We start from the raw sequence: 23924 nt of genomic DNA on the forward strand, positions 1-23924 counted from the left end.
AGATGGTGCAGTCCTGTTCAATCGAGCGCGCAGTCGATGACGTATTGGCGCGGCTTCCCTCGCATATTCACCTGGGTTTACCGCTGGGTCTGGGCAAGGCCAATCGCTTCGTCAACGCGCTCTACCAACGCATCAGGCAACTGCCCGAACGCCGACTGACGATATACACCGCCCTCAGCCTTGGCCGCCCGCCTCTGGGCGAAGGGCTGCAAAGGCAGTTTCTCGAACCGTTCATCGAGCGGGTGTTTGGCGACTACATTGAGCTGGACTACCTCGCCGACCTGCACCGCAACAGCCTCCCGGACAACATCCACGTCGAGCAATTCTTCATGCAGCCGGGCAGCCTGCTCAACAGCCCGTCGGCCCAACAAGACTACGTCAGCAGCAATTACAGCCACGCCGCCCGCGACATCAACGCCAATGGCTTGAATCTGGTCGCGCAACTCATCGCCCGTGATCCGCAGGATGCCAATCGCCTGAGCCTGAGCTGCAACCCCGACATCACCCTGGATCTGCTGCCGATGATCGCCAAGCGTCGGGCCGCGGGCGAGACCATCCTGATGCTGGGCCACGTCCACAGCGACCTGCCGTTCATGCCCGGCGACGCCGAAATGACAGCCGACGATTTTGACCTGCTCATCGAGGAGGAGGAGCGCACCACGCTGTTCTCCACACCCAATATGCCGGTGAGCCTGCAAGACCACTTTATCGGCCTGCACGCCAGCACCCTGGTGCGCGATGGCGGCACCTTGCAAATCGGGATCGGTGCCATGGGGGATGCGCTGGTGGCGGCATTACTGGCACGTCAGGCCGACAACGCAGGCTATCGCGCCTTGCTCGACGACCTGGACATCAGCCCTTGGCACAACCTGATCGAAGCAGAAGGCGGCATCGTGCCCTTCGCCCAAGGCTTGTACGGTTGCAGTGAAATGTTTGTACACGGGCTGATGGTGTTGGTGGACGCGGGCATCGTGCGGCGCAAGGTGTACCCGGACGCCGAACGTCAGGCGCTCGCCAACACGGGCATGCTTGACGAGAGCCTGCACACTGACGGGGTGTGCGTGCATGGCGGCTTCATCCTCGGCCCGGCCAGTTTTTACCAACGCCTGCGGGAGGTGCCTCACAGCAAACGCAGCGAATTCAACATGACCGCCATCAGCTTTATCAACGAGCTGTACGGCCAGGAAGCATTGAAACGCCTGCAACGCCGATACGCGCGCTTTGTGAACAGCGCGTTCACCATGACCCTGCTTGGCGCCGGGGTGGCCGATCAACTGCAAGACGGCCGCGTACTCAGCGGCGTGGGCGGGCAATACAACTTTGTCGCGCAGGGGCACGCCCTGCATGACGCACGCTCGGTCATCATCCTGCGCAGCTGGCGTGAGTCGGGCGGGGAGGTGAGTTCCAACATCGTCTGGGAATATGGGCACTGCACCATCCCGCGCCACCTGCGCGACATCGTGATCACCGAATACGGCATCGCTGATTTGCGCGGCAAGACAGACCGCAAGGTCATCGAAGCCTTGCTCAACATTACGGACTCACGCTTTCAGACCGCGCTCATCGAGCAGGCTCAGCACATCGGCAAGCTGCCCAAAGACTTTTGCCTGGATCCGCGCTTTGCCAACAACAGCCCGGAGCGCTTGCACGCCATCGCCGCGCGCCATCCGCACCTGTTCCCGGAGTACCCGCTGGGCTGTGATTTCAGCGCGCAGGAGCAAGACCTGCTGCGAGCCCTGAACTGGCTCAAGAGCAAATTCAAACTCACGCAGATCTATGAACTGGGCAAGGCCACGCTGGACGCACCCGCGCCCCATGCCTTCCCGGAGCACCTGGCGCGCATGCAACTGGCAAAGCCCACTGGCCTGCGCGAAGAGTTGTATCAGCGCTTGCTGCTGGCGGGTTTACAGGCAACCGCCAAGCCGCACTGAAACACAGGCACGCACGTGCTTTAACCGTTGGCGGCGCACGGCGTGGCCAGCGGTTAAAGAGGCAACGCCTTACTCGATAAAGGTCACTTTGCCGTCGGTCAGGGACTTGACCCGAGCCAACGACTCAACGCGATAACCCTGAGCGTCCAGTTCGGCACGGCCGCCCTGAAACGACTTCTCGATCACGATGCCAAGGCCTGCAACCGTGGCGCCCGCTTGCTTGATGATCGAAATCAGTGCCTGCGAAGCCTTGCCGTTGGCCAGGAAGTCATCGATGACCAGCACGCGGTCGGTGCTTTTCAGGTGACGCGGCGAGATCGCAACGGTGCTTTCGGTCTGCTTGGTGAACGAATAAACGGTCGCCGTCAGCAGGTTCTCAGTCAGGGTCAGCGACTGGTGCTTGCGGGCAAAAATCACCGGCACGCCCAGGTTCAAACCCGTCATCACCGCAGGTGCAATGCCCGACGCTTCGATGGTGACGATCTTGGTGATGCCCGCATCTTTGAACAAACGCGCGAACTCGTCGCCGATCTCTTTCATCAATTGCGGATCGATCTGATGGTTCAAAAAGGCGTCGACCTTCAAAACCTGATCGGAAAGCACGATGCCTTCTTCGCGAATTTTCTTGTGCAGTGCTTCCAACGTAACGTCCTCAAATAGCGCTTATGCGCTGAAGGTAGAGTGAAAAATAGTCGATTTTAGCGTTTAAGCATGGCGCGTATATCGGCCAATGCCGTATTTCCGCGAACCGCTTTAACTTCGGTAGGGGTGTCGTCGTTACCTTCCCAGGCCAAGTCGTCCGGGGGCAGCTCATCCAGAAAGCGACTAGGCGCGCAATCGATGATCTCGCCGTACTGTTTACGCTTGGCGGCAAAGGTAAACGCCAGCGTCTGACGTGCGCGGGTAATCCCGACGTAGGCCAGGCGCCGTTCTTCTTCAATGGTGTCGGCTTCAATACTGGAACGGTGCGGCAGGATTTCTTCTTCCATGCCCATGATGAACACGTAGGGGAATTCCAGGCCCTTGGACGCGTGCAAGGTCATCATCTGCACGCCTTCGGCGCCGTCTTCCTCTTCTTGCTGACGTTCGAGCATGTCACGCAACACCAGCTTGCCGATGGCCTCTTCGATGGTCATGCCGCCGTCTTCGTCTTTTTCGAGGGTGTTTTTCAACGCCTCGACCAAAAACCAGACGTTGGCCATGCGGTAGTCCGCCGCTTTCTCGCTCGAACTGTTGGTGCGCAGCCAGTTCTCGTAGTCGATGTCCATGATCATGCTGCGCAGCGCGGCTATCGGGTCTTCGCCCGCGCACTGCTGGCGGATGCGGTCCATGAAGCGCTTGAAGCGTGCCAGTCGGTCGGTGTAACGGGTGTCGAGGTGCTCGCCCAGGCCGATTTCGTCGGTGGCCGTGTACATCGAAATTTTGCGTTCAGTGGCGTAGTTGCCGAGTTTTTCCAGCGTCGTGGAACCGATTTCCCGGCGCGGCACGTTAATCACCCGCAGGAAGGCGTTGTCGTCATCCGGGTTCACGATCAAGCGGAAATAGGCCATCAGGTCTTTGACTTCCTGACGTCCGAAGAAGCTGTTACCGCCAGACAGACGATACGGAATCTGATGGTGCTGCAATTTCAGCTCAATCAGTTTGGCCTGATAGTTCCCGCGATAGAGGATCGCAAAGTCGCTGTAGGGCCGGTCGGTGCGCAAGTGCAACGTGAGGATTTCAACCGCCACACGCTCGGCTTCTGCGTCTTCGTTGCGGCAGCGAATGACCCGCACTTCATCGCCATGCCCCATCTCGCTCCACAGTTGCTTCTCGAACGCGTGCGGGTTGTTGGAAATGAGCACGTTGGCACAGCGCAGGATGCGGCTGGTGGAGCGATAGTTTTGCTCCAGCATCACCACTTTCAGGGACGGGTAATCGTCCTTGAGCAACATCAGGTTTTCCGGGCGGGCGCCGCGCCAGGCGTAGATTGACTGGTCGTCGTCGCCCACCACAGTGAACTGGTTGCGCGTGCCAATCAGGTACTTGACCAGCAAATACTGGCTGGCGTTGGTGTCCTGGTATTCGTCCACCAACAGGTAGCGCACCTTGTTCTGCCACTTTTCAAGGATGTCGGCGTGCTCTTCGAACAGCTTGACGGGCAACAGGATCAGGTCGTCAAAGTCCACCGCGTTGTACGCCTTGAGCGTGCGCTGGTAGTGGGTGTAGACAATGGCGGCCGTCTGTTCCTTGGGGTTGCGGGCGTCCTCAAGGGCCTTGGCAGGCAGGATCAGGTCGTTTTTCCACGAGCCGATCATGTTCTTGATTTCATCGACCCCGTCGTCGCCCGAGTACTCCTTCTGCATGATGTCGGTCATCAGCGCTTTGACGTCCGCTTCGTCAAAGATCGAAAAACCCGGCTTGTAGCCCAGCCGCGCATGCTCCTTGCGGATGATGTTGAGCCCCAGGTTGTGAAACGTACTCACTGTCAGGCCACGGCCCTCGCCCTTTTTGAGCAATGTGCCGACCCGTTCCTTCATCTCGCGCGCCGCCTTGTTGGTAAAGGTCATGGCGACGATGTACTGGGCGCGGATGCCACAGTTCTGGATCAAGTGCGCGATTTTGCGGGTAATCACGCTGGTTTTGCCCGAGCCCGCGCCGGCGAGCACCAAAAGAGGGCCGCCGACGTAGCTCACGGCTTCTTGCTGCCGGGGATTGAGTCGGGACATGACGAGTCAGGGGGTCGTATCTGAAAAGGGCGGGCATTTTAACAGGCTGAGCAAATATTGCTGCCACTCTGCGACAGTGTGACGTAGCACTCTGTCTAAATTTGCTGCTTTTGTTACTTTCGCGCAGGATGCCGGGCGGATTTGAGGCTACCGTGAGAGGTGGACCACAAATATGTATTTGATAACCAATGTCATTTGCCATTGGTCGTCGGCGCGTCATAATGCTCACCGCCTGAAATTACTGCAGAGTCTAGGGAGCCAGCTTGTCTACGCCTGTCGAACCCTTGCGTTTGCTGCTATTGGCCGAAGAGCCTTCTTGGGCAGCGTTGTTGCGCGAGTGTCTGGCGCCCATAAAAACCGTTGCCGTTCTTGTGTGTGCGCCGAATTGGGAATCGGTCAGTTATCTGTTCGAAAACGACCGCAATGCGTTGCTGCTCACCACCCCCGCGCTACAACCCGCACCGGGCCGTTGCCGGTTATCGACCATTCTGCTGCTGGAGGCTGAACCCGATGCCTCGCCGCAAGGGGTCAGCGACTGGTTCGTGGCGTCCAACCTGACGACCGATTTATTGCGCCGAAGCCTGCGGCATGTTCGCGAGCGCGGCGTACTCGAACACACCTTGCAGCGCTTGGCCGAAGAAGACCCGCTGACCGGCATCGCCAACCGCCAGGGCTTTCAGACCCTGCTGGCCGTGCGTCTGGCGGAAAGTGAAGGCCGCGGCATCGCCCTCGGGCATCTGGATCTGGACAACTTTCGCCACGCCAACGATGCCCTTGGGCACCAGGCGGGGGATCGCCTGATCCTGCAAGTGGTGGCCCGGCTCAAAAGCCAGCTGGAAGCGGGCGATCAACTGGCCCGACTGGGCAGCGACGAATTCGCCTTGTTGATCGACACCCGCCGCGCCCCCGAACGCGCCGAGCAGATCGCTGAACGCATCACCGAAGCGCTGGCCGAACCTTACTGGATTGACGGCGAAAGCCTGTTGATCGGTTGCAGCCTCGGTATCGCCCATGCGCGCGCCAACGCCGGGGCCGATCCGCTGATGTGGCATGCGCACATCGCCATGCAGCAGGCCAAGAGCACGCAAGGCTGCACGTTTCACCTGTTCAATGAACGCATCAACCGCAACGCCCGCAGCCTAGCAGACCTTGAAAGCGAACTGCGCCGCGCCCTGCGCCGCGACGAGCTGGAGCTGCATTACCAGCCGCGCCTGGATTTGGGCACCGGGCAGATTGTCGGCCTTGAAGCCTTGGTGCGCTGGCGTCACGGCGAACGTGGCCTGCTGGCTCCCAGCGAGTTTGTGCCGCTGGCCGAACAAAGCGGGTTGATTGTGCCGCTGGGCTATTGGGTGATTTCCCGGGCGCTGCGCGACATGCAAGCCCTGCGCGAACACGGGTTTGCGCCGCTGCACATGGCGGTCAACCTGTCGTTCCGGCAATTTCAGGACAGCCAGTTGCTCTCCACCCTCAGCCGCTTGATTAGCGAGCGCGGGGTCGAGGCGCAGTGGTTGGAATTCGAACTGACTGAAACCGCCGTGATGCGGCGCAGCGACCTGGTCAAGCAGACGATGGATGCGCTGGGGCGGCTGGGCGTGAGGTTTTCGCTGGACGACTTCGGGACGGGGTTTTCTTCTTTCGTGCACCTCAACAGCCTGCCGATCGCCTTGTTGAAAATCGACAAAAGTTTCGTCGGCGGCATGGAGAGTCGCGAAGAAAACCGCAAGCTGGTGCCCGCCATGATCAACCTGGCGCACAACCTCAAGCTGGAAGTGGTCGCCGAAGGAGTCGAAACCCCCGAGCAACTGGCCCTGCTGCGTAGCTTTGGCTGCGATCAGGTACAGGGCTATTTCATCAGCAAGCCCTTGCCACTGACCGAACTGGTGGCCTTCTTGAGCCAGGCCATGGGCAAGCGCGAGGCGGCCTCGCGCTAACGTCGCGAGGCTCGGCTACGCCTACAGGCGGATCGCGGCGTTGTGCGCACGCCTGAGCATGCGCCGCATCTTCCACTCGAACGCCAGAGTCAGGCTGATGGCCGCGCACGCGAGCCCCAATGCCAGCCCCCACCAAACGCCCGCCGGGCCCCAGTCGAAGGTGAACGCCAGCAACCAGGCCAGCGGCGCGCCAATGGCCCAGTAGCAGAACAAGCCGACGAGAAAGGTCGTGCGGGCGTCTTTCAGCCCGCGAATCGCGCCCATGGCGATGGTTTGCGCACCGTCGAACAGCTCAAACCACGCCGCCACCGCCAGCAAGCTCATCGCCAGCTCGAACACCGGGCGGAACGCCAGATTGTCGTAGTCCAGCAACAGGCCGACCAGCTCCTTGGGCCAGAACCAGAACACCACCGAAAAGCACAGCATGGTCGCCGCGCCAAAGCCGATCCCGACCCGTCCCGCCAGGCGTGCGCGCAACAAATCGCCACCGCCGTAATGCTGACCGATGCGCATGGTGATCGCATACGACATGCCCGCGGGCACCATGAACGCAGCCGACACAATTTGCAGCGCGATCTGGTGCGCGGCCAGTTGCGTGCTGCCCATGGTGCCCATGCACAAGGCTGCAAAGGCAAACAACCCGACTTCCACCGCGTAGGTGCCACCGATGGGCAAGCCCAAGCGCCACAGTTCGCGCAGGTACGGCACGTTAAGCCGCGACAGCCCTTTGCGCAGCGGATAGGCGTCGTAGGCCGGGTGCCGATGAATATGCCAGGCAAGCCCCAGCGCCATGGCCGTGGCCACAATCGCCGTCACCAGGCCGATGCCCATCAACCCCAGTTTGGGCAGGCCGAACATGCCGGTAATCAGCGCGTAATTGAGCAGGAAGTTGGCCACGGTGCCGATGACGCTAATGACCATCACGGGCACCGGGCGGCCCATCGCACTGGTAAAGCCGCGCAAGGCCATGAACGTCATGTAGCCGGGCAGTGCAAAAGGCAGTAACAACAAGAACTGACCAGCCATTTCGACGTTGCTCGGGGTTTGCCCGAACAGCAGCAACACCGGCTTGATGTTCCACAGGATCAATGCAGCGCCCAGCGCCAGCCCCCACGCCAGCCAAACGCCGGCCTGGGTGAGACGGGTCGCGCCCTCGATGTCGCCCGCGCCCTGGCGGATCGACACCAGCGTGCCCACGGAGGCAATCACCCCCAGGCAGAAAATCGACACGAACGAATAACTGGCCGCCCCCAAACTGCCGCCCGCCAGTGCTTCGGGGCTCAGGCGCGCCATCATCAGGGTGTCGGTGAGCACCATCAGCATGTGCGCCAACTGCGAAGCAATCAGCGGCCCAGCCAACCGCATGATGGCGCCGAGTTCGATACGTGCAGAATGCTGTTTGGTCATCGGTATGAATTCTTAAGATACGTTGAAAGGCTGGATTCTCGGCGCCTTCAGTGATTTAAGCAAAGGGATAAAAACGATCTATGGCATGATTAAAACTCATATCAAATACCTTTATGCCCGCATAAACCTCTCGTATACATGGAATATTCCTCATGTCTCGTAGCCTTCCTCCGCTGTATGCCTTGCGCGCGTTTGAAGCCGCTGCCCGTCACAGCTCGTTTACCCGTGCGGCCGATGAGTTATCGATCACCCAAAGCGCCGTCAGCCGCCACATCAAAACCCTGGAGGCGCACTTTGCCTGTCGACTGTTCCAGCGCAATGGCCGCACGCTGCAACTGACCGAAGCCGCACGCTTACTGGTGCCGGGCGTGCGCGAGGGGTTCCTCGCACTGGAGCGCGCCTGCACCACCTTGCGCGCAGAAGATGACATCTTGCGCATGAAGGCACCGTCGACCCTGACCATGCGCTGGTTGTTGGCCAGACTCAGCCGCTTTCGCCACTTGCAGGTGGGCAACGAAGTCCAGCTGACCAGCGCGTGGATGGACATCGACCATGTCGATTTCAATCAGGAGCCGTTCGACTGCGCGGTGTTGCTGAGTAACGGCCACTTCCCGCCTGACTGGGAGTGCACCTTGCTGTTCCCGGAAATGCTGATCCCGGTGGGCGCGGCCAACCTGCTCGACGAGCAACCGTGGGATGTCTCACGGCTGGCGGGCACCGAGTTGCTGCACCCCACGCCTGACCGTCGCGACTGGCGCCGCTGGCTGGACTGTCAGGGCCTGACCGGGCAGGTGTCGCTCAAGGGCGGGCAGGTGTTCGACACCCTCGAACTGGGGATGATCGCGGCGGCGCGCGGGTATGGCATCTCCATGGGCGACTTGCTGATGGTGGCCGAGGACGTCGCACAGGGGCGGTTGAGCCTGCCGTTTCCAACCGCCGTGGCCAGCGGCGAAAACTACTACCTGGTGTGGCCAAAAACCCGGCCCGGCGGCGAGCGCTTACGCCGCCTGAGCGACTTCTTGCAGCAAGAAGTCGCCGCCATGGAGCTGCCCGACGTGCGGCGGCTGGCGTGAGGCTGGCGCGCCCGGCCTCACGCTACGACAGGGTCATTCGCACTCTGAAACAGCCTGGGTGGCATGTTTGAGGGCGTTGGCCAAGTCGCTGGCGTTACGGCTGGAGTAGATGCTGCCGCCGGTGTTTTCCGCAATGCAGTTGGACAGCGAGCTGTCACCGATGTTGACCACATTCACCCGCAGCCGCGGTTGTTCGACAGCAATGCGCTGCGCCACCTTGCAGACGTTTTCATTGCAGCCGTCGTCGCCGTCCACAAACATCACGATCACCGCGTCGCGATCACGGCCATTGACCTGCCGGGCCGCCTTTTTCAGGCTCGACGCCAGCGGCGTGCCTTCGTTGGCGTGCAGCCCCTGAATCCCGGCGATCAATTGCGGGCGTTGTGCCGCACTGAAGACCCCGTGGTCCGGCTGGCGGGCACACCCGGCAAAGGTCATCAGCCGCGTATCGATGTCCGGATGCAAGTTGTTGATGATCCCGGTCAGCGCCGTTTTCGCGACGTCAAGACGGGTTTGCGGGGCGAAGATGTTCACCGTGCGCGGGTCATTGTCTTCGGGCTGGGGACGGCTCTTGAAGTACCAGTCCTCATCGTCCTTGGTCGCGTTGATGTTGAGGTTCATCGAACCCGATGTGTCGAGGATCACCACAAACTCAGGCGGCAACTCGCTGCCTTGCGGCGTGCTGGCACGGCACACAGGATTGCTCTGCACCGGCAACAGGTTCATCGGCGGCAAGCGCCAATGCCATAACGCCCACAGCAACAAGCCCAGCAGCAGAAACAGCGCCAGCAGCCACCACGGCCAGAGACGCCGTGGGCGCCGCACCACAACGGGTGCGGCAACGGGCGCAGGCGCCGGGGTCGCCACCGCGGGTTGTGCCTGCAACCCCCAGCGCACCACCACCGGATCGCCATTGATGCTGTAGAGGTTGTTCAGATCGGGCGCACCAATCAGGGTACGCAAACTGGCGGCCTGCTCCGGCTGACCGCGGGTGACCAGTTCATCGGCCAGTAACCCGAGGGTTTCCTGCCGCTGGCGATAGCGCTCCAGCAACGCCGCCTGCTGGTCTTCATTCAAGTCATGAAAGCGCGTGGGCTGGCCGCCCAGCTCGGTCCACCACTCCACCACGTCGCCACTGCCAATGCGCGGGATCGCGTAGACACTGGCCACCGACGGCGGGAAGTGCTTGAGGATCAGGGCGATTTTGTCTTTTAGCGCGTCCAGTCCGTGTGGCGTGGCGTGCTCGTCCCGGGTAATGCGCTGCATGGGGTGAATTCCTGAAAAAGACGTCGGCAGCGCCAGGCTGCCGACCGGGTCAAGCAGAAGGGCTTATTCGTAACCGAGGCTGAATTGCAGCTGGTTGACTTTCTTTTGCAGCGCCTTGAGTTCCTGTTGCTTGGCCGCCATTTGCTTGGCGTTGCCGGTGCTGGCGGGCTTGGCTTGCGCGGCTTTGAGCTGCTGCTCAAGCGCGGCAATTTGCTGCTGCACCTGCGCCTTGTTGCCGCTGCGGGTCTTGAGCGAACCCAGCAGTTGGCTCAGGGACTGGTTCAGCGCCGCCTGGGACTTCTGCTGCGCCAGCAAGTCATTGCGCGACGCCGCCTGTTGCGCGGCAATGTCCTGGTACACCTGATGGAACATCGCGTTTTCTTGTTGGGATTTGGCCAGCGCCGCCTCGTTCTGGCGGATTTGCTCGCTGTAACCGCCGCCCGCGTCGCAGTTCACTTTGGTGAACAGGCTGGCATCACGGTTCGTGGCATCGCATTCCCCCGGTTGGGTGGCGCAACCGGACAACACCAGCAACGCGCCCACCCCTAGCATCAATCGTACGTTCATGGTCTCAACCCAACGTGATCGCGGAACGCTGGCTGTACAAGCCATCGACTTCTTTTTGCAGGCTCGCCACTTTCTCGTTCATCTTCGAAATGTTGGCGTCGATCTGCTTCAACTCAGGGGCGTTGCCCTGGGCGCGCTCGACTTTCACCACGTCGTTGTAGCCCGCGACTTTGGTCTGCATGTTTTTCACTTCGCTGCGCAGTTGATCGATGTTGCTGTCGATCGCGGCAATCTGCTGTTGCGCCTGAGCCTTGTCGATTTTTTTGCTGGCCAGGTCGCGTTTGATCTGGGCGATCTGCGCCTTGTCATCGTTAATCACTTGCTGAGCCGTGGCGGTGCGCGTGACGACCTTTTGCGTGTCCAACTGCACGTCGCTGTTGTACTTCTGCAAGCGCTGCGTGGTGTTGGCGTATTCGCTACGACGCTGATCCACGTAGTAGTTGGCCCCCATCGCCACCCCACACGCCGCCACGCCTGCGGCAATCATGCACACTGCTTTGTTGCCGGAGTTGCTCAGGGCACAGGTCAACACCGCAGCCCCCGCGCCCATGGCGCACGCCTGATAGCCCGACTTGCTGAAAAACTCGGCATCGGTGCCCTGGGTCAGGCGCGGATCGGGTGCCGGGGCGCCCGAACCCAACATGCCACTGCCAGTGCTGGCGCAACCGGTCAGCAGCACGCTGGCGGTGAGCATGAAACTGACCAGTAACTTCGAAGAGGACCAGAGGCGGCGCATCATTGTATTTCTCCTTGTTGAAGCGGGTTTCAGGGCTTATTGGGTGACGGACTTGCAGCTACTCAGCCAAGCGTCAGTGTCGATCTTCTGCTTTTGCAGGTAGGTCTTCTGATTGGCCCAGTGGGTGCGCAGGTACGGTTTGAGTTCTTGCAGTTGTTTGTTCTGGCTGATGATTTCTTCCATCACCGGCACTTGCGGCTCCAGCAACGGCTGGCCGTACAAGGACGCGGACTCCACCAGGCTGCTGGCGTAATAGCGGCTGAGTTTGTGCAGGCGGTCCTTTTGCTCGTCGAGCTTGCCCTTGCGCATGTCGCAGCTCGGGTCTTTGTCTTCGGATTCACAGTTGAGCGCGTAGTTTTTCTGCAAGAAATCCAGGTAGCGGCCGTCATCAAGCATCTTGGTGCACAGGAACGCGCCCAGGTTGAGGCTGGCGCGAATGGCTTGGTCGCGGGTCTCTTCCTGCTGCTGGTTGCTGGCGCGCAGCTGGTTTTCCAGCGCTTGCAGCTTCTCTTTGAGGGCTTTGTCTTCCACCGCGGAAGCGAGGTTGTTCAACTCCTGAACCGTGCCTTTGTCCTGCGACGCATCCCCTTGCTGGGCGCCCGTGCCGAGTTTTTTCCAGCTCTTCTCGATGCTGCCCACGCGCTCGCGGGACGTCAGGGTGGGCGACACCAGCACCAGGCGCAAACCGGTGGTTTTGTTTTTCACCTGGCCGTCAGCGTTGTAGTACGGCTCTTCCTTGCGCAACGCGGTGCGAAGATCGGCCTGCGGCGTCAGGTAGTTGCCGCCGCGCACCACGTAACCACCGGCCTGACCGTGCTGGCGGTCCAGTTTGTTCAGGCGGAAGGGTTCAAACATCATTTCGTCGGCGTTGCCGAGCATGTCGTGCAGGCCCAGCGGGTTAGGCTTTTGCAGCCCTGAGAGTTGCAGCTTGCCGTTGGACGACTGCGCGCCGCCAAACCACTCATAGGCATTCAGACCGTCGGGCATCGGGTAGCGCGTGTCGCTGAACTCGGCCGCGCCGACTTCCAGCCCGCCACGGGCCGCGAATTCCCACTCGGTTTCCGTGGGCAGGCGCAGGAAGCCCAGCGCACCATCTTCTTTCGGCAGTTTGTCGGCGGCGTTTTTACGCAACCACAGGTTGTACTTGTCCCCGGCATCGATGGCCTGCACCCAACTCACCGCCACCTGCGGCAGGCGCAGTTTGTTCGACGGGGTCGGGCAGGTCTCGGCGGTCAGCGCCTGATACTGCAACTGGCTCATCTCGTACTTGGCCATCAGGTAGTAACGGGACTTGTCGTTCTTGGCACCGGTGAAGCTGCCCGCAATGAACGCGGGGCGCTTTTGCTCGACATAACCCCAGTCCGGGCTGTCCTGACCAATGTTGATCGGGTAATCGTCCAGCGGGCCGGTGACCGGGATGAACACCTTGCGAAACACCATCGAGCCGTCGCACGGCATCGGCAGCACCACGTCACTGGCGTCGGGCACAGGGTTGAAATACTTCTCGTCCCAGCCTGCCGCCGAAGCGTTAAGCAAGTAGCCGAAGCTCAGGGATGCGAGCAACACAACACGTTTATAGCTCACGCAAACTCTCCGCAGGTTGGATGCTGATGGCCCGCAGCGCGCCGATCACGGCGACCAGTGCAGCGACCAACAGTGCAATCAGCAGGGCCGCCAGCCCGTGCCAGACAGTGATGTGACAAACAAAGGTGCCCGTGGCCTGACTGCTGCCGAGCAGGTGGTCGAACAGCAGGCTGCCAACCCCGTAAAACGCGAGCCCGCCGAGATACCCGGCAAGGCTTAACAGCATCGCCTGGGCGATCACGAACCCCGCCACCGCCGGGCTGCTGAAACCGAGCAGCCGCAGCACGGCGAGGCTTTTGCGTTTGCGGTCGATGTTGGCCAGAAACGCGCCGATCATCGACGCAATGCAGCCGATCAACGCCGCCCCGGCGATCACGCCAAAAATCAGACCCAGCACGTGGTTGATGGCTTTGACGTTGTCGATGTCGGCCAGGCGGCTGGACGTTTCAATGTTCTGCCCGTTCAACCAGCGCTCCAGCGGCGCGACGCCATCCACGTCGCGGGCGTACACCCGCGCCCTGGCGTAGAGCGGTTGCAGGTGGCCTAGAGGCTGACCGGTGTCGAGGCCGAACGCGGGCACCTGATAACCGTCGCGAAACCGCTCCAGCGCCAGCAGCAACGGTGGCGCGACAAACCCCGCGGCCCGGCCGAAACGGGCGGCGTCGAGCACCGCGACCACCTGCAAGGTCAGTTCGCCGCGTTCGTTGATGCCGTCCAGACGCCGGGTTGCGCGCAAACGCACGCTGTCGCCGACCTTGGCCTGCAAGCGTTGCGCGGCGCGGTCACTGAGGATCACTTGTTGGCCGCTCAGGTGGATCTGCGGCAGGTTGAGCAACGGGTCAGCGGCCTCGCTGGGGATAATTTCCGCGTTTTCGACAAAGCGCTGCAGGCCGACCAGCAAATCAGCCTGGGTGTTGAGCGAGCGGGTCTGGCCAATGGCAAAGCCGACTTCGGGTTGCTCACGCAACCGCGCGATCCAGGCCGCGTCGTAATTGCCGCTGCTGAGCATTTTCACTTCGAGGTTGCGCGGGTCGCTGAGCAGTTCGTTCTGCAACTGGCTGACCACGCCGTGCTTGAGGCCAAACAGTAGCAACAGCGGCGCAATCACTGCCACCAGCGAGGCAGCAATGCAAAACGACACCTTACGGTCATGCCAGAGGTCGTCGACCGCCAGCTTGCCGAGCAGGCCGAGACGGCTAATCCATGGCTTCAAACAGCGTTTCTCCCTGACGGCTGATCGCGCCCAGGCGCGGTAAGCCAAAGTCGCGCACCAGCGCCCAATCGTGGGACACCACCAGCGCACTCAAGCCAAGCTCATTGACCAGGCTCAGTAACAATTCGAACAGGCGCCGGGCGCTGTGGGGGTCGAGCGCGGCCGTCGGTTCGTCGGCCAGCAACACCTGCGGCTCATGGGCGATGGCCCGCACACAGGCCACCCGCTGGCGCTCGCCGATGGACAAGGCTTGGGGCAGCTTGCCCAGCAAACCGTCGAGGCGCAGTGCCTGCACGGCCCGATCCACCTGCGCGCTGTCGGCGGGCATGCCGAGCAAGCGGCGGGGCAGGCTGATGTTGTCGCGCACGCTCAAGAACGGCAGCAAGCCGCCGCTTTGCAGGATGAACCCCAAGTGCCGCGAGCGTACGGCCGACAAACCGGGCTGGTCATTCGCGGCAAGCATCTGCGCGATATCCAGCGAGGCCGTCGCCGGGCCGAGGCGAAATCGCCCCAGCTCCACGGGCTGCAATAACAAGCCGATGGCTTCGAGCAGGGTGCTTTTGCCGCAGCCGCTTTCGCCGGTGATGGCCAGAATTTCTCCGGGCTTCACCTGCAACGTCGGCAAACGCACATTGTGCGCCTGGGCGCCGCTGCCCCGGCGCACCCACATGTCCTGAATATCGAGCATGGGCGTCCCGTTAAGGCATCATTTCCAGCGGCACCGGGTACACGTTGTCCCGTGCATCGCTGTCTTTGGCCAAGGCCACCCAACGGTCCACGTCCGCGTTGTAACGCTGGTAGTGGCGCAGTTTGGTGCTCAGGTTGCGGATAAAGCGTTCTTGCGCCAGACCGTCCCAGCTCTTCCAGGTTTCTTCGTCCAGGTTGAGCACTTCGCTCTGGTACGGCAGGTCTTCGAGGTACTCACCGAGCACGCCCATGTCCGCCAACTTGGCGTTGCCGTTCTGCTTGAGCTGGTTGGGGTCGGCGCCCATGGTCGCCGCGACCGAACGCAGGCGATCAAACATTTCCGTCGGTGAGATCAACCCTTCGTTGGCCGCGTCCAGAATCTGTTTCATCACGTCGCTCAAATCGCTGAGCTGGGCTTTGGTCAGCAGCACACGCACATCGGTGGTGGGGATGTTTTGCTTGATCAGGTCGCGGTCCGTGATCCACGCCTCAAACACAGGCGGCGCCTGGCTGTTGGTTTTTTCACCCAGATACGCCAGTTGCATGGCATGACCGATCAAGGCCGCGTCATCGAGCATTTTTTGCTCGGCCGGATCTTTCTGAACAGCCACGTCCTGCTTGGCATTCAACGCGCTGCCGATGGCGTCATCGCCCATGTAGGCGGCCTTGACCTGCGCGGTGATGGCACCGGCCAGCGCATCGACCTTCTGACCGAACGCCTGCACGTCACCGGCATTGACCGGGTAGTACAGCGAGGTGTTGGTGCCGGGGTAGGTGGACAGGTTCTGGTACTGCGCCTCGGCCTTGCCGTGATCCTTGATCCCGGCCGGGGTTTTGAGGTGCAGGGTGTAAATCGCCACGCCAGGGTTGGCCGCTTCAAGGCGAACCTGATCGGCGCTGAGCCCGGTGCTGCTGAGCTTGTCATCGCCTTCAAGAGCACCCGCGTCGGTAATCAACACCACATACCGGGCGCCGAACTGTGACCAGTCGACCTTCTCGATGCTGTGCATCACACCGGCATACGAGTCTTCGTCGAAACTTTTGCTGGAGACCTTGGCTTGCTTGAGGTCCGCGACCTTGGCCAAAAAGTCTTCACTGCCGGTGACCTTGTTCGGGTCGGCGTACATTTTGGTCACGTATTCCAGCCCCGGCACCGCCTGGGTGTTGGAACGAAACGCCACCAGGCCGAACTTGACCTGATTGCCCAGGTTCTCGCTTTCGATCTGTTTGTAGACCTTGCGAATCGCTTCGCGGGTGCGGTCGATGTACGGGTCCATCGAGATGGTGGAGTCGATGACAAACACCACGGCCGCACTGAATTCTTTCAATTGGCTGGTTTTCACCGCGCCCGCGTCAGCGGCGTTGGCGGGGGCCGCTTGCACCGCTTTGTCCTCGGCCTTGCTCACCGACGCGACGTTGAGCAAACGCGTGCGGAAGCCTTCTTCGGTCATGACTTCTTCGCCGCTCAACACCGGCAGCAGGTAGAACTGCTTGTGCAGGTCGACGAAGTATTCCGGCTCCTGGGCCAGTACACCCGGCGCCAGCGTGCCCTGTTTGAGTTTGGCCCGCAGCGGCGCCACCTTGCTCACCGGGTCGGGCGCGTCGAGGATGCCTTCGAGCGTGGCGCGGTCCTTGAAGAACATCAGGCGATCACGGTTGGCCGGGTTGGTGAAGGCCAGTGTCAGCTGCATCTTCCAGTCCGTGGTGCAACTGGCCGGCAGCCAGCCGATGGTTTTGCCGTAGCTGTCAGGCCCGACCTTGAGCCACTGGGCATTGCCGGCGTCGGCCCGCTCGTACACGTAGAAACGGCTGAATGTCGGCTGAGCCGCCCCGGCGGCGCCACCCGCGCTGCTGCTCAGTGCGCAGCCCGGCGTGGTGAGGACGCGCTGGAACAGGGTCTTCTTGCCTTCCTGAATCAGCGGCTTGTCGTCGGCCCAGGCCAGCGAACTGCCCATGCACAGGGCCAGCAGGGCGCTGGCGGCCAAAGCAAAACGGCTCACGGCTTCAACTCCTCAAAACGCGCCTTGGCGTCGGCATTGTCCGGGTCCTGGCTGAGAATGGTTTCGTACCAGTAAGCGGCCGTGGCGTTGTCCGGCTCGGCAAAGCAGGTGCTGGCCTGATGGAATTTCGGGTCGTACTCATGGGCGTAGGCCATGGCGATGGGCAGATCACCGGCCTGTGCACGGTTGGCGTACAGCCGCTGGGCGACGCCGCAGTGGTTGTTGGCCTTGGCGACGTTGATGATTTCCAGCAGTTCGGCGCTGCCCGGCGCTTTTTTGATGCAGGTTTGCACAAACGTCAGCTCGGGCAAGGTGCTCATGCTCTCCAGCGTGCAGGCTTCGACGCCCGTGATTGCCGGTGCAGGGGCGGGGGCCGGTTCAGGCGCAGGCGCTTGGGCCGCAGGGGTTTTGTTCAGCCAGAACCAGGCGCCCACCGCAATGGCCGCCAGCACCACCAGGGCGATGATCAAAGGCAGCAACCAGGATTTTTGGCGAGGCACAGGCGGGGCCGGGGCCGGGGTGGGTTCAGGGTCTGGTTGCGGGGTGACGGGTTCGACGACCGGCTCCGGCTCAACCACGGGCGCCGGTTCAGGCTGCGCCGGGGCGGGCGGAGGCGGCAGCTCACCGGTGTCCTTGTGCTCGGGCAGCTTTTCTTCGGTGTTCGCTGACGACGGTTGCAAGCCCACCGCCGGTTTCAGCACCCCACGGTCGCTGTACCCGCCACCGCCCTGTTCGCGCAGCTCGATCATGAACTGGGCATTTGCCCCGCCTTCGAGCACCGGGTCGATCAGTTGCGGGCCGACCACGGTTTCCAATTCTTCTTCAGTGGCCCCCACGCTGAAATGCGCGACCTTGAACCAGTACGGGCTGTTGCTCCAGTGCTGGTCGCCCTGAAGGAAGTGGCCGTCCTGATTGCGCTGGATCGAAAACTCCAGGCACTCATGGCCGCCTTGCCATTTTTTGACCGACAGGCAGCCCTGACCGGCGATGTGGGGTTGCAACTTGAACAAGTCGACTCGAATGGTCATTGCTTATCTCGCAGGGAACATCTTGAGCACGTGGCCCAAGCGTTCATTTTGTTCTGGAGTGATTTCATTACCGGAGCCATGCCCGGCGTTTTCCATCGTGATGTAGGCCACGCCGCTCAGCCAGTCGCCCAAAAATTGCTGGGCCTGATTCGCCGGTTGCGCAGGCAGAATCGGCAGCTGGTCCGGGGCCACGTCGCCGTAAAAGGCAAACAACGCCTCGCGATTTCCGGCATGGCTTTTCGGGCGCTCGGCCACAGGCTTTTGGGTGTAACCGAACCAGGCCACGAAGTCGCTCAGTACGCGCTGTACTTCCAGCACCTGACGTTCAACCATCTGATCGCGGCGTGACCCGCTTTGCGCGCGTTTGAGCACGGCGTCGCGCAGTTGACCGGGCAGATCGAGGCGATAGCCGCTGGTGATGAGTTCATCCACCAGCGCCTCAATCGACGGTTTGTCCAGTTGCAGCACGTCCATCAGGCCCTGACGGCCCGGGATCGCACGCAGGTAGGCAATCCAGTCCTTGAACACCGCACGGGCGAATTTGTGCTCGTTGCTTTGCAGTTCCGGGGCCTGGTTGGCCTCGGCCGCCGCGGCGACCGGCGCATCGAAGTCCACCGACAGATCCCCGAAGCTGTCACCGAAATCAAAGTCGCTGCTCGGCGCGTAGAGCTGCGGCTTTTTCTCCACCACCTGGTCGGCATCGTCTGCCGGTTCGCTGTCGTCCTCGTCATACACACCGTTGAGGTACAGCTCGCGGATGTCTTCGTTGGGCAATTGCAAGGTGTTGATCAGCTCGCCCAACACCGGGCCGCGGCGCTTGAGCTGGGCCAGAATCATCTGCGCCTGCTCGCGCTTGGCGGCGCTGGCGTCATCGCCATCGGCACGGTACAAGCGGCTCAAGGCCTTGAGCGTGTCGCCGTTGAGCGTCTGTTGCAGTTGTTCGCGGATGCGGCTGAGTTTGAACTCCAGCCCCGCCAGTTCGCTGAAACTTTCGCTGAACCGGGTGATGCCGCCATCGTTGAGGGTCAGCATCGCGTCCCACGCCTGATCGACGTCTTTGACGTGCTTGCTCACCAGCTCCGCCTTGACGAAGGTCTTGCGCATCAGCGTCAACTGCTCGCCGCAGCTGTCGGAGAATTGCTGCTCGTCCTTGCCCACAAGGTTGATAAACGGCGTCGGCATACGCGGTTTACGCACCAGATAGGTGTTGTTGAACGCCTGGTCGTTCTTCCAGTTGGCCATCCACGGGAAGCTCTTGAAGCGCTCCAGCATGGTGCGCGTCATCATGCTTTCCCACTCTTCGTCCAACTGAAGCGCGGTTTTTTGCAGGGACTGGGCGATGCACTTGTCGAACATGGTCAGGGCCCAGATCAGGCCGGTCGCACGGCCCGCACGCTCTTGCGCGGTCTTGCCCTGAGTGACTTCAATCCAGCGGCTGAGCACCGGGCCTACGTCATTCACGTCGCTCTGGTTGGTGGAACCGGTACACACCACCAGCGCGTTCATTTCCTGATCGTCGGTGTAGCGTTCGAACAGGTAGGCCACCTTGCCCCGCAGGATCAATTGCGAGACCGAGTTTTCCTGACCGTTTTCGCTGGAGATGCTGCTGATCTGACGTCGCCCGCGGTAGCCGGGGAAGTCGAGCAGGTCGACTTGTTCAACGATTTTCGCGTTCGGGGTTTCAACCAGCCGAAAGGTCATTTCCGCCGTCAGCGCCGCCAGTTGGGCAATGGGCAGGGAGTTGGGGTTCTGCAGGCGGCCGTCGGTGAACGGACGCACTTCGACCGGCAGATCCTGCGGGCTGGCGAAGCGCTCCAGGATGTCGACGCTCATGATGCTGTTGCGGCGGCTGTATTCCTCGCCCTGACGCTCCACCAGCACCGACAGCGGCGCGAACACGGTGGCGGGCATGCCCAGGCGGTTCAGTGAACCCGCCAATTGCTGATACACACGGGTCAGCGCGCTTTGCTCGCCCCACAGGATCGAAAACAGCTCGCCACGCTCCTGGAAATTCAGGCGCGGGGCCAGCTTGATCACTTTGGGCCAGTAGTGATGGGTCAGGGCCTTGAGGGATTTTTCGAAGCTCTTGTTCAGGTAATCGAGCAACGAGACCACGTCGTCAGCGTTTACACCCGGCTGCAAAGGCCCGGTTTCACGGCCTTCGAAGGGCTTGAGCGCTTTGCGGATGCACTCTTCGTCGATGACGTAATTGACCTTTTCCTGATCAAAATCCTTGAACCAGGTGTTGGCCAGAATTTTCGCCAGCTCGATTTCGTTGAACAGTTTGAGCTCGACCGGGAAGTTATCGTCTTCGCTCTTTTTCGCCAGACGGCTGAAACGCGTGACCAGCCCGGTGGCTTCTTTACCGCCGCCGCCGGGGTTCACGTGCTCGATGAAGTCCATGCGCTGAGGGCCGAAGTCGGTTTCCAGCGTGCCTTTGGGGCCTGCGGCGAGTGCCGAAATCAGAAAGGACTTGCCCGCCTGCGACAAGCCGAAAAACCCGGCCGTCATCGGCGTGGTCGCCACACGGCTCAGGCTCTTGGCCTGATTGCGCGCCTTGTGCAGTTCCAGACTGAGTGCGTCGGCTTCGCTGTCCAGGCGCGGGGCGGTGACACGGGTTTTCTCAACCCAGTCCAGCGCCTGACCGGCACCTTCATACACCGCGGCCCAGCTGTCACGCAGCGCTTGTTGCTCAGGGGTCAGGTTGCTCATTTGCGTTTTACGCTCCCGCTGTCCAGCCAATACTTGTTGTCGCTCAAGCCCGCCACCAGCAACGTGTTGAGTTGCAGCAGCAAGTCACTTTTGCGGAACTGCTTGTCGGTGTTCGATTCCACCTGGTCGATACTCAGCAGGTCACTGAGCTGTTCCTGACGCTTCATTTGCGTGGTCGGCTCAAGCACTTTGAAGGTGACCTTGACCACCGGCATCTCGCCTGCCACCACCGGCCGCGCTTCGGAGAAACGCTGACGCCCCGACGGCGTGAAACTCAGGGTGTACAGCGGCGAGGCGGACCAGCGTTCGGCCGCCAGTTGGCGGAAGCCCAACCGCATGTCACCGCGCATTTCCAGCGCAGGCGTGCGGGCGTCGAGGCCCTCACCGATTTCAGGCAGCACGATGCGCCCGTCCGCCGACTTCAGGTCGCGGTACAGCACGTCGGCGTCGGTGATGATGTTGCTCAGGTCGATCACGCCCAGGTGCTTGATGGTCGAATAGGGCTTGAGTGCCGAAGAACGGAAGTAGAAGTTCGGCACGCTGTGATTGGCGCACAGCAGGCACAGCATGGCGCCCACCGAGGCGGTGCTTTTCGGGTCGTCGATCAGGCCGTTCTTGTGGAACGGGTACCAGCCGCCGGTGCGGTAGTTTTGCAGCGCGAGAATGCGCCCCGGTGGCAGCGGCAGCATTTTGCGGATAAACGCTTGAATGCCCGGCAAGCGGGACGGGCGGCCGGTCAGCAGCAACATGTCGCACGGGTAGTGGGCGATCACTTCACACAGCGCACCGAGGATTTTGGTGATGTTGATCTGGCCGTTGAGGAACGCGCCATGCATCACTTGCAGGTCAAAGGTAATGGGGGTCTTGCACAGGTCGAAATCGGTCTGGCCGCCCAGCTCGCGGCGTACCGCGCTGTTCACGTAATCGAGCACGCTCTGGCTGATGGCGTCTTTGCCCAGCAGCTCAAGGTAGGTGTGGGTGCTGGCAACGACCGGGAACTCCGGGTTGTAAAGCTCGTACTGGCGCAGCAGTTCCAGCCCCAGCGGGGTGAACACCTGCAAGTTCAGTTGCTGGCGCAGCACCATGTCTTGCGCGCTGCCGGACTCGGCGCCGCACAGGCGCGACATCAGCGAAGCCGGGGCTTTTACGCCCGCGTCCTGCAAAGCCTTCTCGAAGCTGGGCAGGATGAATTCCTGAATCACGTCGAGCAGGATGTCGTCGCCCGCCACCTTGAAGCCGTCCCGGAAACGCTGTTCCGGCACGATGTGCACGTTACTGCCGCTGGTGGCGTTGCCCGCACGGTCCAGCCGATAGTCGGTGATGACCAGGTCAGTGGTGCCGCCGCCGATGTCGATGGTGGCCAGCGTGATGCGCTCACGGTCTGTCTTGCCGGGGCGGGAAATGGCGTCGAAGAACTCTTCGGGATGGCCCGCGAAGTTTTCGTTCACTTCGGTGTAGAGGTACACCAGTTGCCCGCACGACGCCTCGTCCCACTCCACGCGCACTTTGGGCAGCGGCGTGGTGGACGGCGCGGCGTCCTGATCGTAAGGGTCCAGTTCATCGGTTTGCCAGTTCAGGCTTTTCCACACCAGGCCGATGGCGTGGCGCATGCGTTTCTCAAGGATGCTGCGCTCGGCCTGCGGCATGCCCGGCGGCACGGTCAGCGTGATGCTGTTCAGGCGACGCGGCACGCGGGTATGACCCTGACGCGAACGCTGGGCAGGGCTGTTGATTTGCATCAGTGCCTGCGCCAGCACTTCGGCCAGCATGAAGGTCATCAGCGAGCTGCGTGAGTAACGCGGCATGAACACGGGCAGCTGTTCGTCAGGGTCGAGGCTGTACAGCGCGTCGCCGGTCTCATTAATCAGGTGCGAAAACGGCGCGGCAGTGGCGAACGGCTCCTTGTCGGTCTTGACGTAGGCGCAGTTGAAGCGCCAGCCGTGGTCGTACGTGTTCTCATCCCACAGATAGCGTTTGGGGCTCGACAGCCCGGTCGACCCTTCGGTGCCACGGCGACGGCTGGCCAGGCGCCCGGCTTCTTTGCCCACGCGGGCGATGGTGGCCCACTGGAAGGCATCGTGACGGCCGCTCTTGACCGAGCAATGGTCCTTGCCGAACGAGGCTTGCGCAAACTCGACGCGGCTTTCGAACGCATCGTTGTAGGTGTGCTCGGGGGTAATCAGGTCACGCAACTCAAGCACATAGTTGTCCTTGAGGCCCGAACCGGTCTGGCCGTGGTCTTCGATGAGGATCCCACAGGTGCGCGAGTTGCCGACGTCGAGGACCAGGTCCACCGGAATCGGCGGCGTGACACCGCTGCCGTGGCTGGCCACAACCTTGAGTTCCGGCACTTTGACCTGCGGCGGCGGGGTGGTGTTGTCGCGCGTGGTGCACGGTTCCATGAACAGGCTGAGCAGGTTGAGGTAGTGCGCCTCGGGCCAGCCTTCCTTGATGTCTTTTTCCAGCTCGTCACGCGGGGTTTTCGCGTTGCCTTCCTTGAACACCTCCAGCAGCCATTCCTTGACCCAGATCTGATCGAGGAACCAGCGCGCCTGCTGCGGCTTGCACGCCAGTTTGAAGGTGACGCCCGAGCTGGCGTCATCCTTGTTGGGGCCCAGGTAGAGGCTGGTGTCGTGCTTGTCCATGGTGCGGGTGTCGAATGCCAGCGTCAGGCGATGGGTATTGCCATCGACATCCGGCTCGGCCAGGCGCACCAGGCGCATGCGCGACCAGTTGGTCGGGCCTTGATCAAAGGTGTACGGCGGGCGGTGACGGAACACCGGAATCGGCAGCCAAAGCCCGTCGTAGAGCTGCAGGCTGCTGTCCATGCTGATGTTCAGGGTGCTGCGCGCTTCGACGGTTTTGCCTGGCTCGCTTTCGTAAAAGTAGCTGGTCAGGCCATTGCGTTCGCCTTCTTCAAGGCGGCACAGCAAACCGTTGGTCAACGGCGCGAAGTCACCGGAGGGCAGCTTTTTCGGGTCCAGTCGCAGGGCGAAATCCATGAACTGGACGCCGGTGTCACCCACGAGGATGACGGTGTCTTCAAATTGGGTAACTTGAGGCAGCATGTCAGAGTCTTCC

General features: G+C 61.5%; 16 protein-coding genes. 3 read left to right on the forward strand and 13 right to left on the reverse strand.

From position 1 onward, the window contains the following. Nucleotides 1-2: 2 nt before the first annotated feature. Nucleotides 3-1931 (forward strand): acetyl-CoA hydrolase/transferase C-terminal domain-containing protein, encoded by a 1929-nt coding sequence (locus TU74_RS03845; protein WP_048375176.1) that lies wholly within the window; start codon nucleotides 3-5, stop codon nucleotides 1929-1931. Nucleotides 1932-2000: 69 nt separating this feature from the next. On the opposite strand, the gene TU74_RS03850 is transcribed toward TU74_RS03845, so the two are convergent. Both TU74_RS03850 and rep read right to left on the reverse strand, forming a co-directional pair. Then, nucleotides 2001-2573, reverse strand: a complete 573-nt coding sequence (locus TU74_RS03850) for a xanthine phosphoribosyltransferase (RefSeq protein WP_047296491.1) — start codon at nucleotides 2571-2573, stop codon at nucleotides 2001-2003. Nucleotides 2574-2629: 56 nt separating this feature from the next. Then, the gene (gene rep, locus TU74_RS03855) at nucleotides 2630-4639 is read right to left on the reverse strand and encodes a DNA helicase Rep (protein ID WP_048375177.1); all 2010 of its coding nucleotides are present in this window, start codon (nucleotides 4637-4639) and stop codon (nucleotides 2630-2632) included. Between the two features lie 263 nt (nucleotides 4640-4902). On the opposite strand from rep, the gene TU74_RS03860 reads away from it, so the two are divergent. Continuing rightward, a complete protein-coding gene (locus TU74_RS03860; protein ID WP_047278816.1) occupies nucleotides 4903-6570 on the forward strand; it encodes a putative bifunctional diguanylate cyclase/phosphodiesterase in 1668 nt (555 codons plus the stop codon). A gap of 21 nt (nucleotides 6571-6591) precedes the next feature. Here TU74_RS03860 and TU74_RS03865 read toward each other — a convergent pair whose 3' ends face one another. Next, entirely contained in the window at nucleotides 6592-7977 is a 1386-nt protein-coding gene (locus tag TU74_RS03865) for a NorM family multidrug efflux MATE transporter (RefSeq protein WP_048375178.1), read from the reverse strand. A gap of 152 nt (nucleotides 7978-8129) precedes the next feature. On the opposite strand from TU74_RS03865, the gene TU74_RS03870 reads away from it, so the two are divergent. Then, nucleotides 8130-9050 (forward strand): LysR substrate-binding domain-containing protein, encoded by a 921-nt coding sequence (locus TU74_RS03870; protein ID WP_047278820.1) that lies wholly within the window; start codon nucleotides 8130-8132, stop codon nucleotides 9048-9050. A 33-nt stretch (nucleotides 9051-9083) separates the two neighbouring features. Here the strand turns inward: TU74_RS03870 and TU74_RS03875 are convergent, their stop codons facing one another. From TU74_RS03875 to TU74_RS03920, 10 genes are all read right to left on the reverse strand, one after another. Beyond that, nucleotides 9084-10316, reverse strand: coding sequence for a vWA domain-containing protein (locus TU74_RS03875; protein WP_048375180.1), 1233 nt, complete (start codon nucleotides 10314-10316; stop codon nucleotides 9084-9086). Between the two features lie 63 nt (nucleotides 10317-10379). Continuing rightward, nucleotides 10380-10883: a lipoprotein gene (locus TU74_RS03880; protein WP_047278824.1), complete on the reverse strand. Its 504-nt coding sequence runs from the start codon at nucleotides 10881-10883 to the stop codon at nucleotides 10380-10382. A 4-nt stretch (nucleotides 10884-10887) separates the two neighbouring features. After that, complete coding sequence (locus TU74_RS03885; RefSeq protein ID WP_047278827.1) at nucleotides 10888-11622, reverse strand: hypothetical protein; 735 nt, start codon at nucleotides 11620-11622, stop codon at nucleotides 10888-10890. A gap of 33 nt (nucleotides 11623-11655) precedes the next feature. Further along, nucleotides 11656-13203, reverse strand: coding sequence for a formylglycine-generating enzyme family protein (locus tag TU74_RS03890; RefSeq protein ID WP_047278829.1), 1548 nt, complete (start codon nucleotides 13201-13203; stop codon nucleotides 11656-11658). Beyond that, complete coding sequence (locus TU74_RS03895) at nucleotides 13193-14416, reverse strand: ABC transporter permease (protein WP_048375183.1); 1224 nt, start codon at nucleotides 14414-14416, stop codon at nucleotides 13193-13195. Before TU74_RS03895 ends, TU74_RS03890 begins: the two co-directional genes overlap by 11 nt. Continuing rightward, nucleotides 14400-15104, reverse strand: coding sequence for an ABC transporter ATP-binding protein (locus tag TU74_RS03900; RefSeq protein WP_047279587.1), 705 nt, complete (start codon nucleotides 15102-15104; stop codon nucleotides 14400-14402). Before TU74_RS03900 ends, TU74_RS03895 begins: the two co-directional genes overlap by 17 nt. Nucleotides 15105-15114: 10 nt before the next feature. After that, nucleotides 15115-17058 (reverse strand): vWA domain-containing protein, encoded by a 1944-nt coding sequence (locus tag TU74_RS03905; RefSeq protein ID WP_175441921.1) that lies wholly within the window; start codon nucleotides 17056-17058, stop codon nucleotides 15115-15117. Between the two features lie 41 nt (nucleotides 17059-17099). After that, nucleotides 17100-18131, reverse strand: coding sequence for a hypothetical protein (locus TU74_RS03910; protein ID WP_048375187.1), 1032 nt, complete (start codon nucleotides 18129-18131; stop codon nucleotides 17100-17102). 3 nt (nucleotides 18132-18134) lie between these two features. Next, nucleotides 18135-20843, reverse strand: a complete 2709-nt coding sequence (locus TU74_RS03915; RefSeq protein WP_048375189.1) for a putative virulence factor — start codon at nucleotides 20841-20843, stop codon at nucleotides 18135-18137. After that, entirely contained in the window at nucleotides 20840-23911 is a 3072-nt protein-coding gene (locus TU74_RS03920) for a virulence factor SrfB (protein ID WP_047278841.1), read from the reverse strand. The genes TU74_RS03915 and TU74_RS03920 overlap by 4 nt, the downstream gene beginning before the upstream one ends. Nucleotides 23912-23924 lie beyond the last annotated feature (13 nt).

The sequence above is a fragment of the Pseudomonas lundensis genome, from assembly GCF_001042985.1.
Taxonomy (GTDB): Bacteria; Pseudomonadota; Gammaproteobacteria; order Pseudomonadales; family Pseudomonadaceae; genus Aquipseudomonas; species Aquipseudomonas lundensis.

Coding starts and splice junctions, on each gene's coding strand:
- TU74_RS03845 (WP_048375176.1), top strand. CDS start 3: ATGGTGCAGTCCTGTTCAATCGAGCGCGCAGTCGATGACGTATTGGCG.
- rep (WP_048375177.1), bottom strand. CDS start 4,639: ATGTCCCGACTCAATCCCCGGCAGCAAGAAGCCGTGAGCTACGTCGGC.
- TU74_RS03865 (WP_048375178.1), bottom strand. CDS start 7,977: ATGACCAAACAGCATTCTGCACGTATCGAACTCGGCGCCATCATGCGG.
- TU74_RS03870 (WP_047278820.1), top strand. CDS start 8,130: ATGTCTCGTAGCCTTCCTCCGCTGTATGCCTTGCGCGCGTTTGAAGCC.
- TU74_RS03875 (WP_048375180.1), bottom strand. CDS start 10,316: ATGCAGCGCATTACCCGGGACGAGCACGCCACGCCACACGGACTGGAC.
- TU74_RS03880 (WP_047278824.1), bottom strand. CDS start 10,883: ATGAACGTACGATTGATGCTAGGGGTGGGCGCGTTGCTGGTGTTGTCC.
- TU74_RS03885 (WP_047278827.1), bottom strand. CDS start 11,622: ATGATGCGCCGCCTCTGGTCCTCTTCGAAGTTACTGGTCAGTTTCATG.
- TU74_RS03900 (WP_047279587.1), bottom strand. CDS start 15,104: ATGCTCGATATTCAGGACATGTGGGTGCGCCGGGGCAGCGGCGCCCAG.
- TU74_RS03905 (WP_175441921.1), bottom strand. CDS start 17,058: ATGGGCAGTTCGCTGGCCTGGGCCGACGACAAGCCGCTGATTCAGGAA.
- TU74_RS03910 (WP_048375187.1), bottom strand. CDS start 18,131: ATGACCATTCGAGTCGACTTGTTCAAGTTGCAACCCCACATCGCCGGT.
- TU74_RS03915 (WP_048375189.1), bottom strand. CDS start 20,843: ATGAGCAACCTGACCCCTGAGCAACAAGCGCTGCGTGACAGCTGGGCC.
- TU74_RS03920 (WP_047278841.1), bottom strand. CDS start 23,911: ATGCTGCCTCAAGTTACCCAATTTGAAGACACCGTCATCCTCGTGGGT.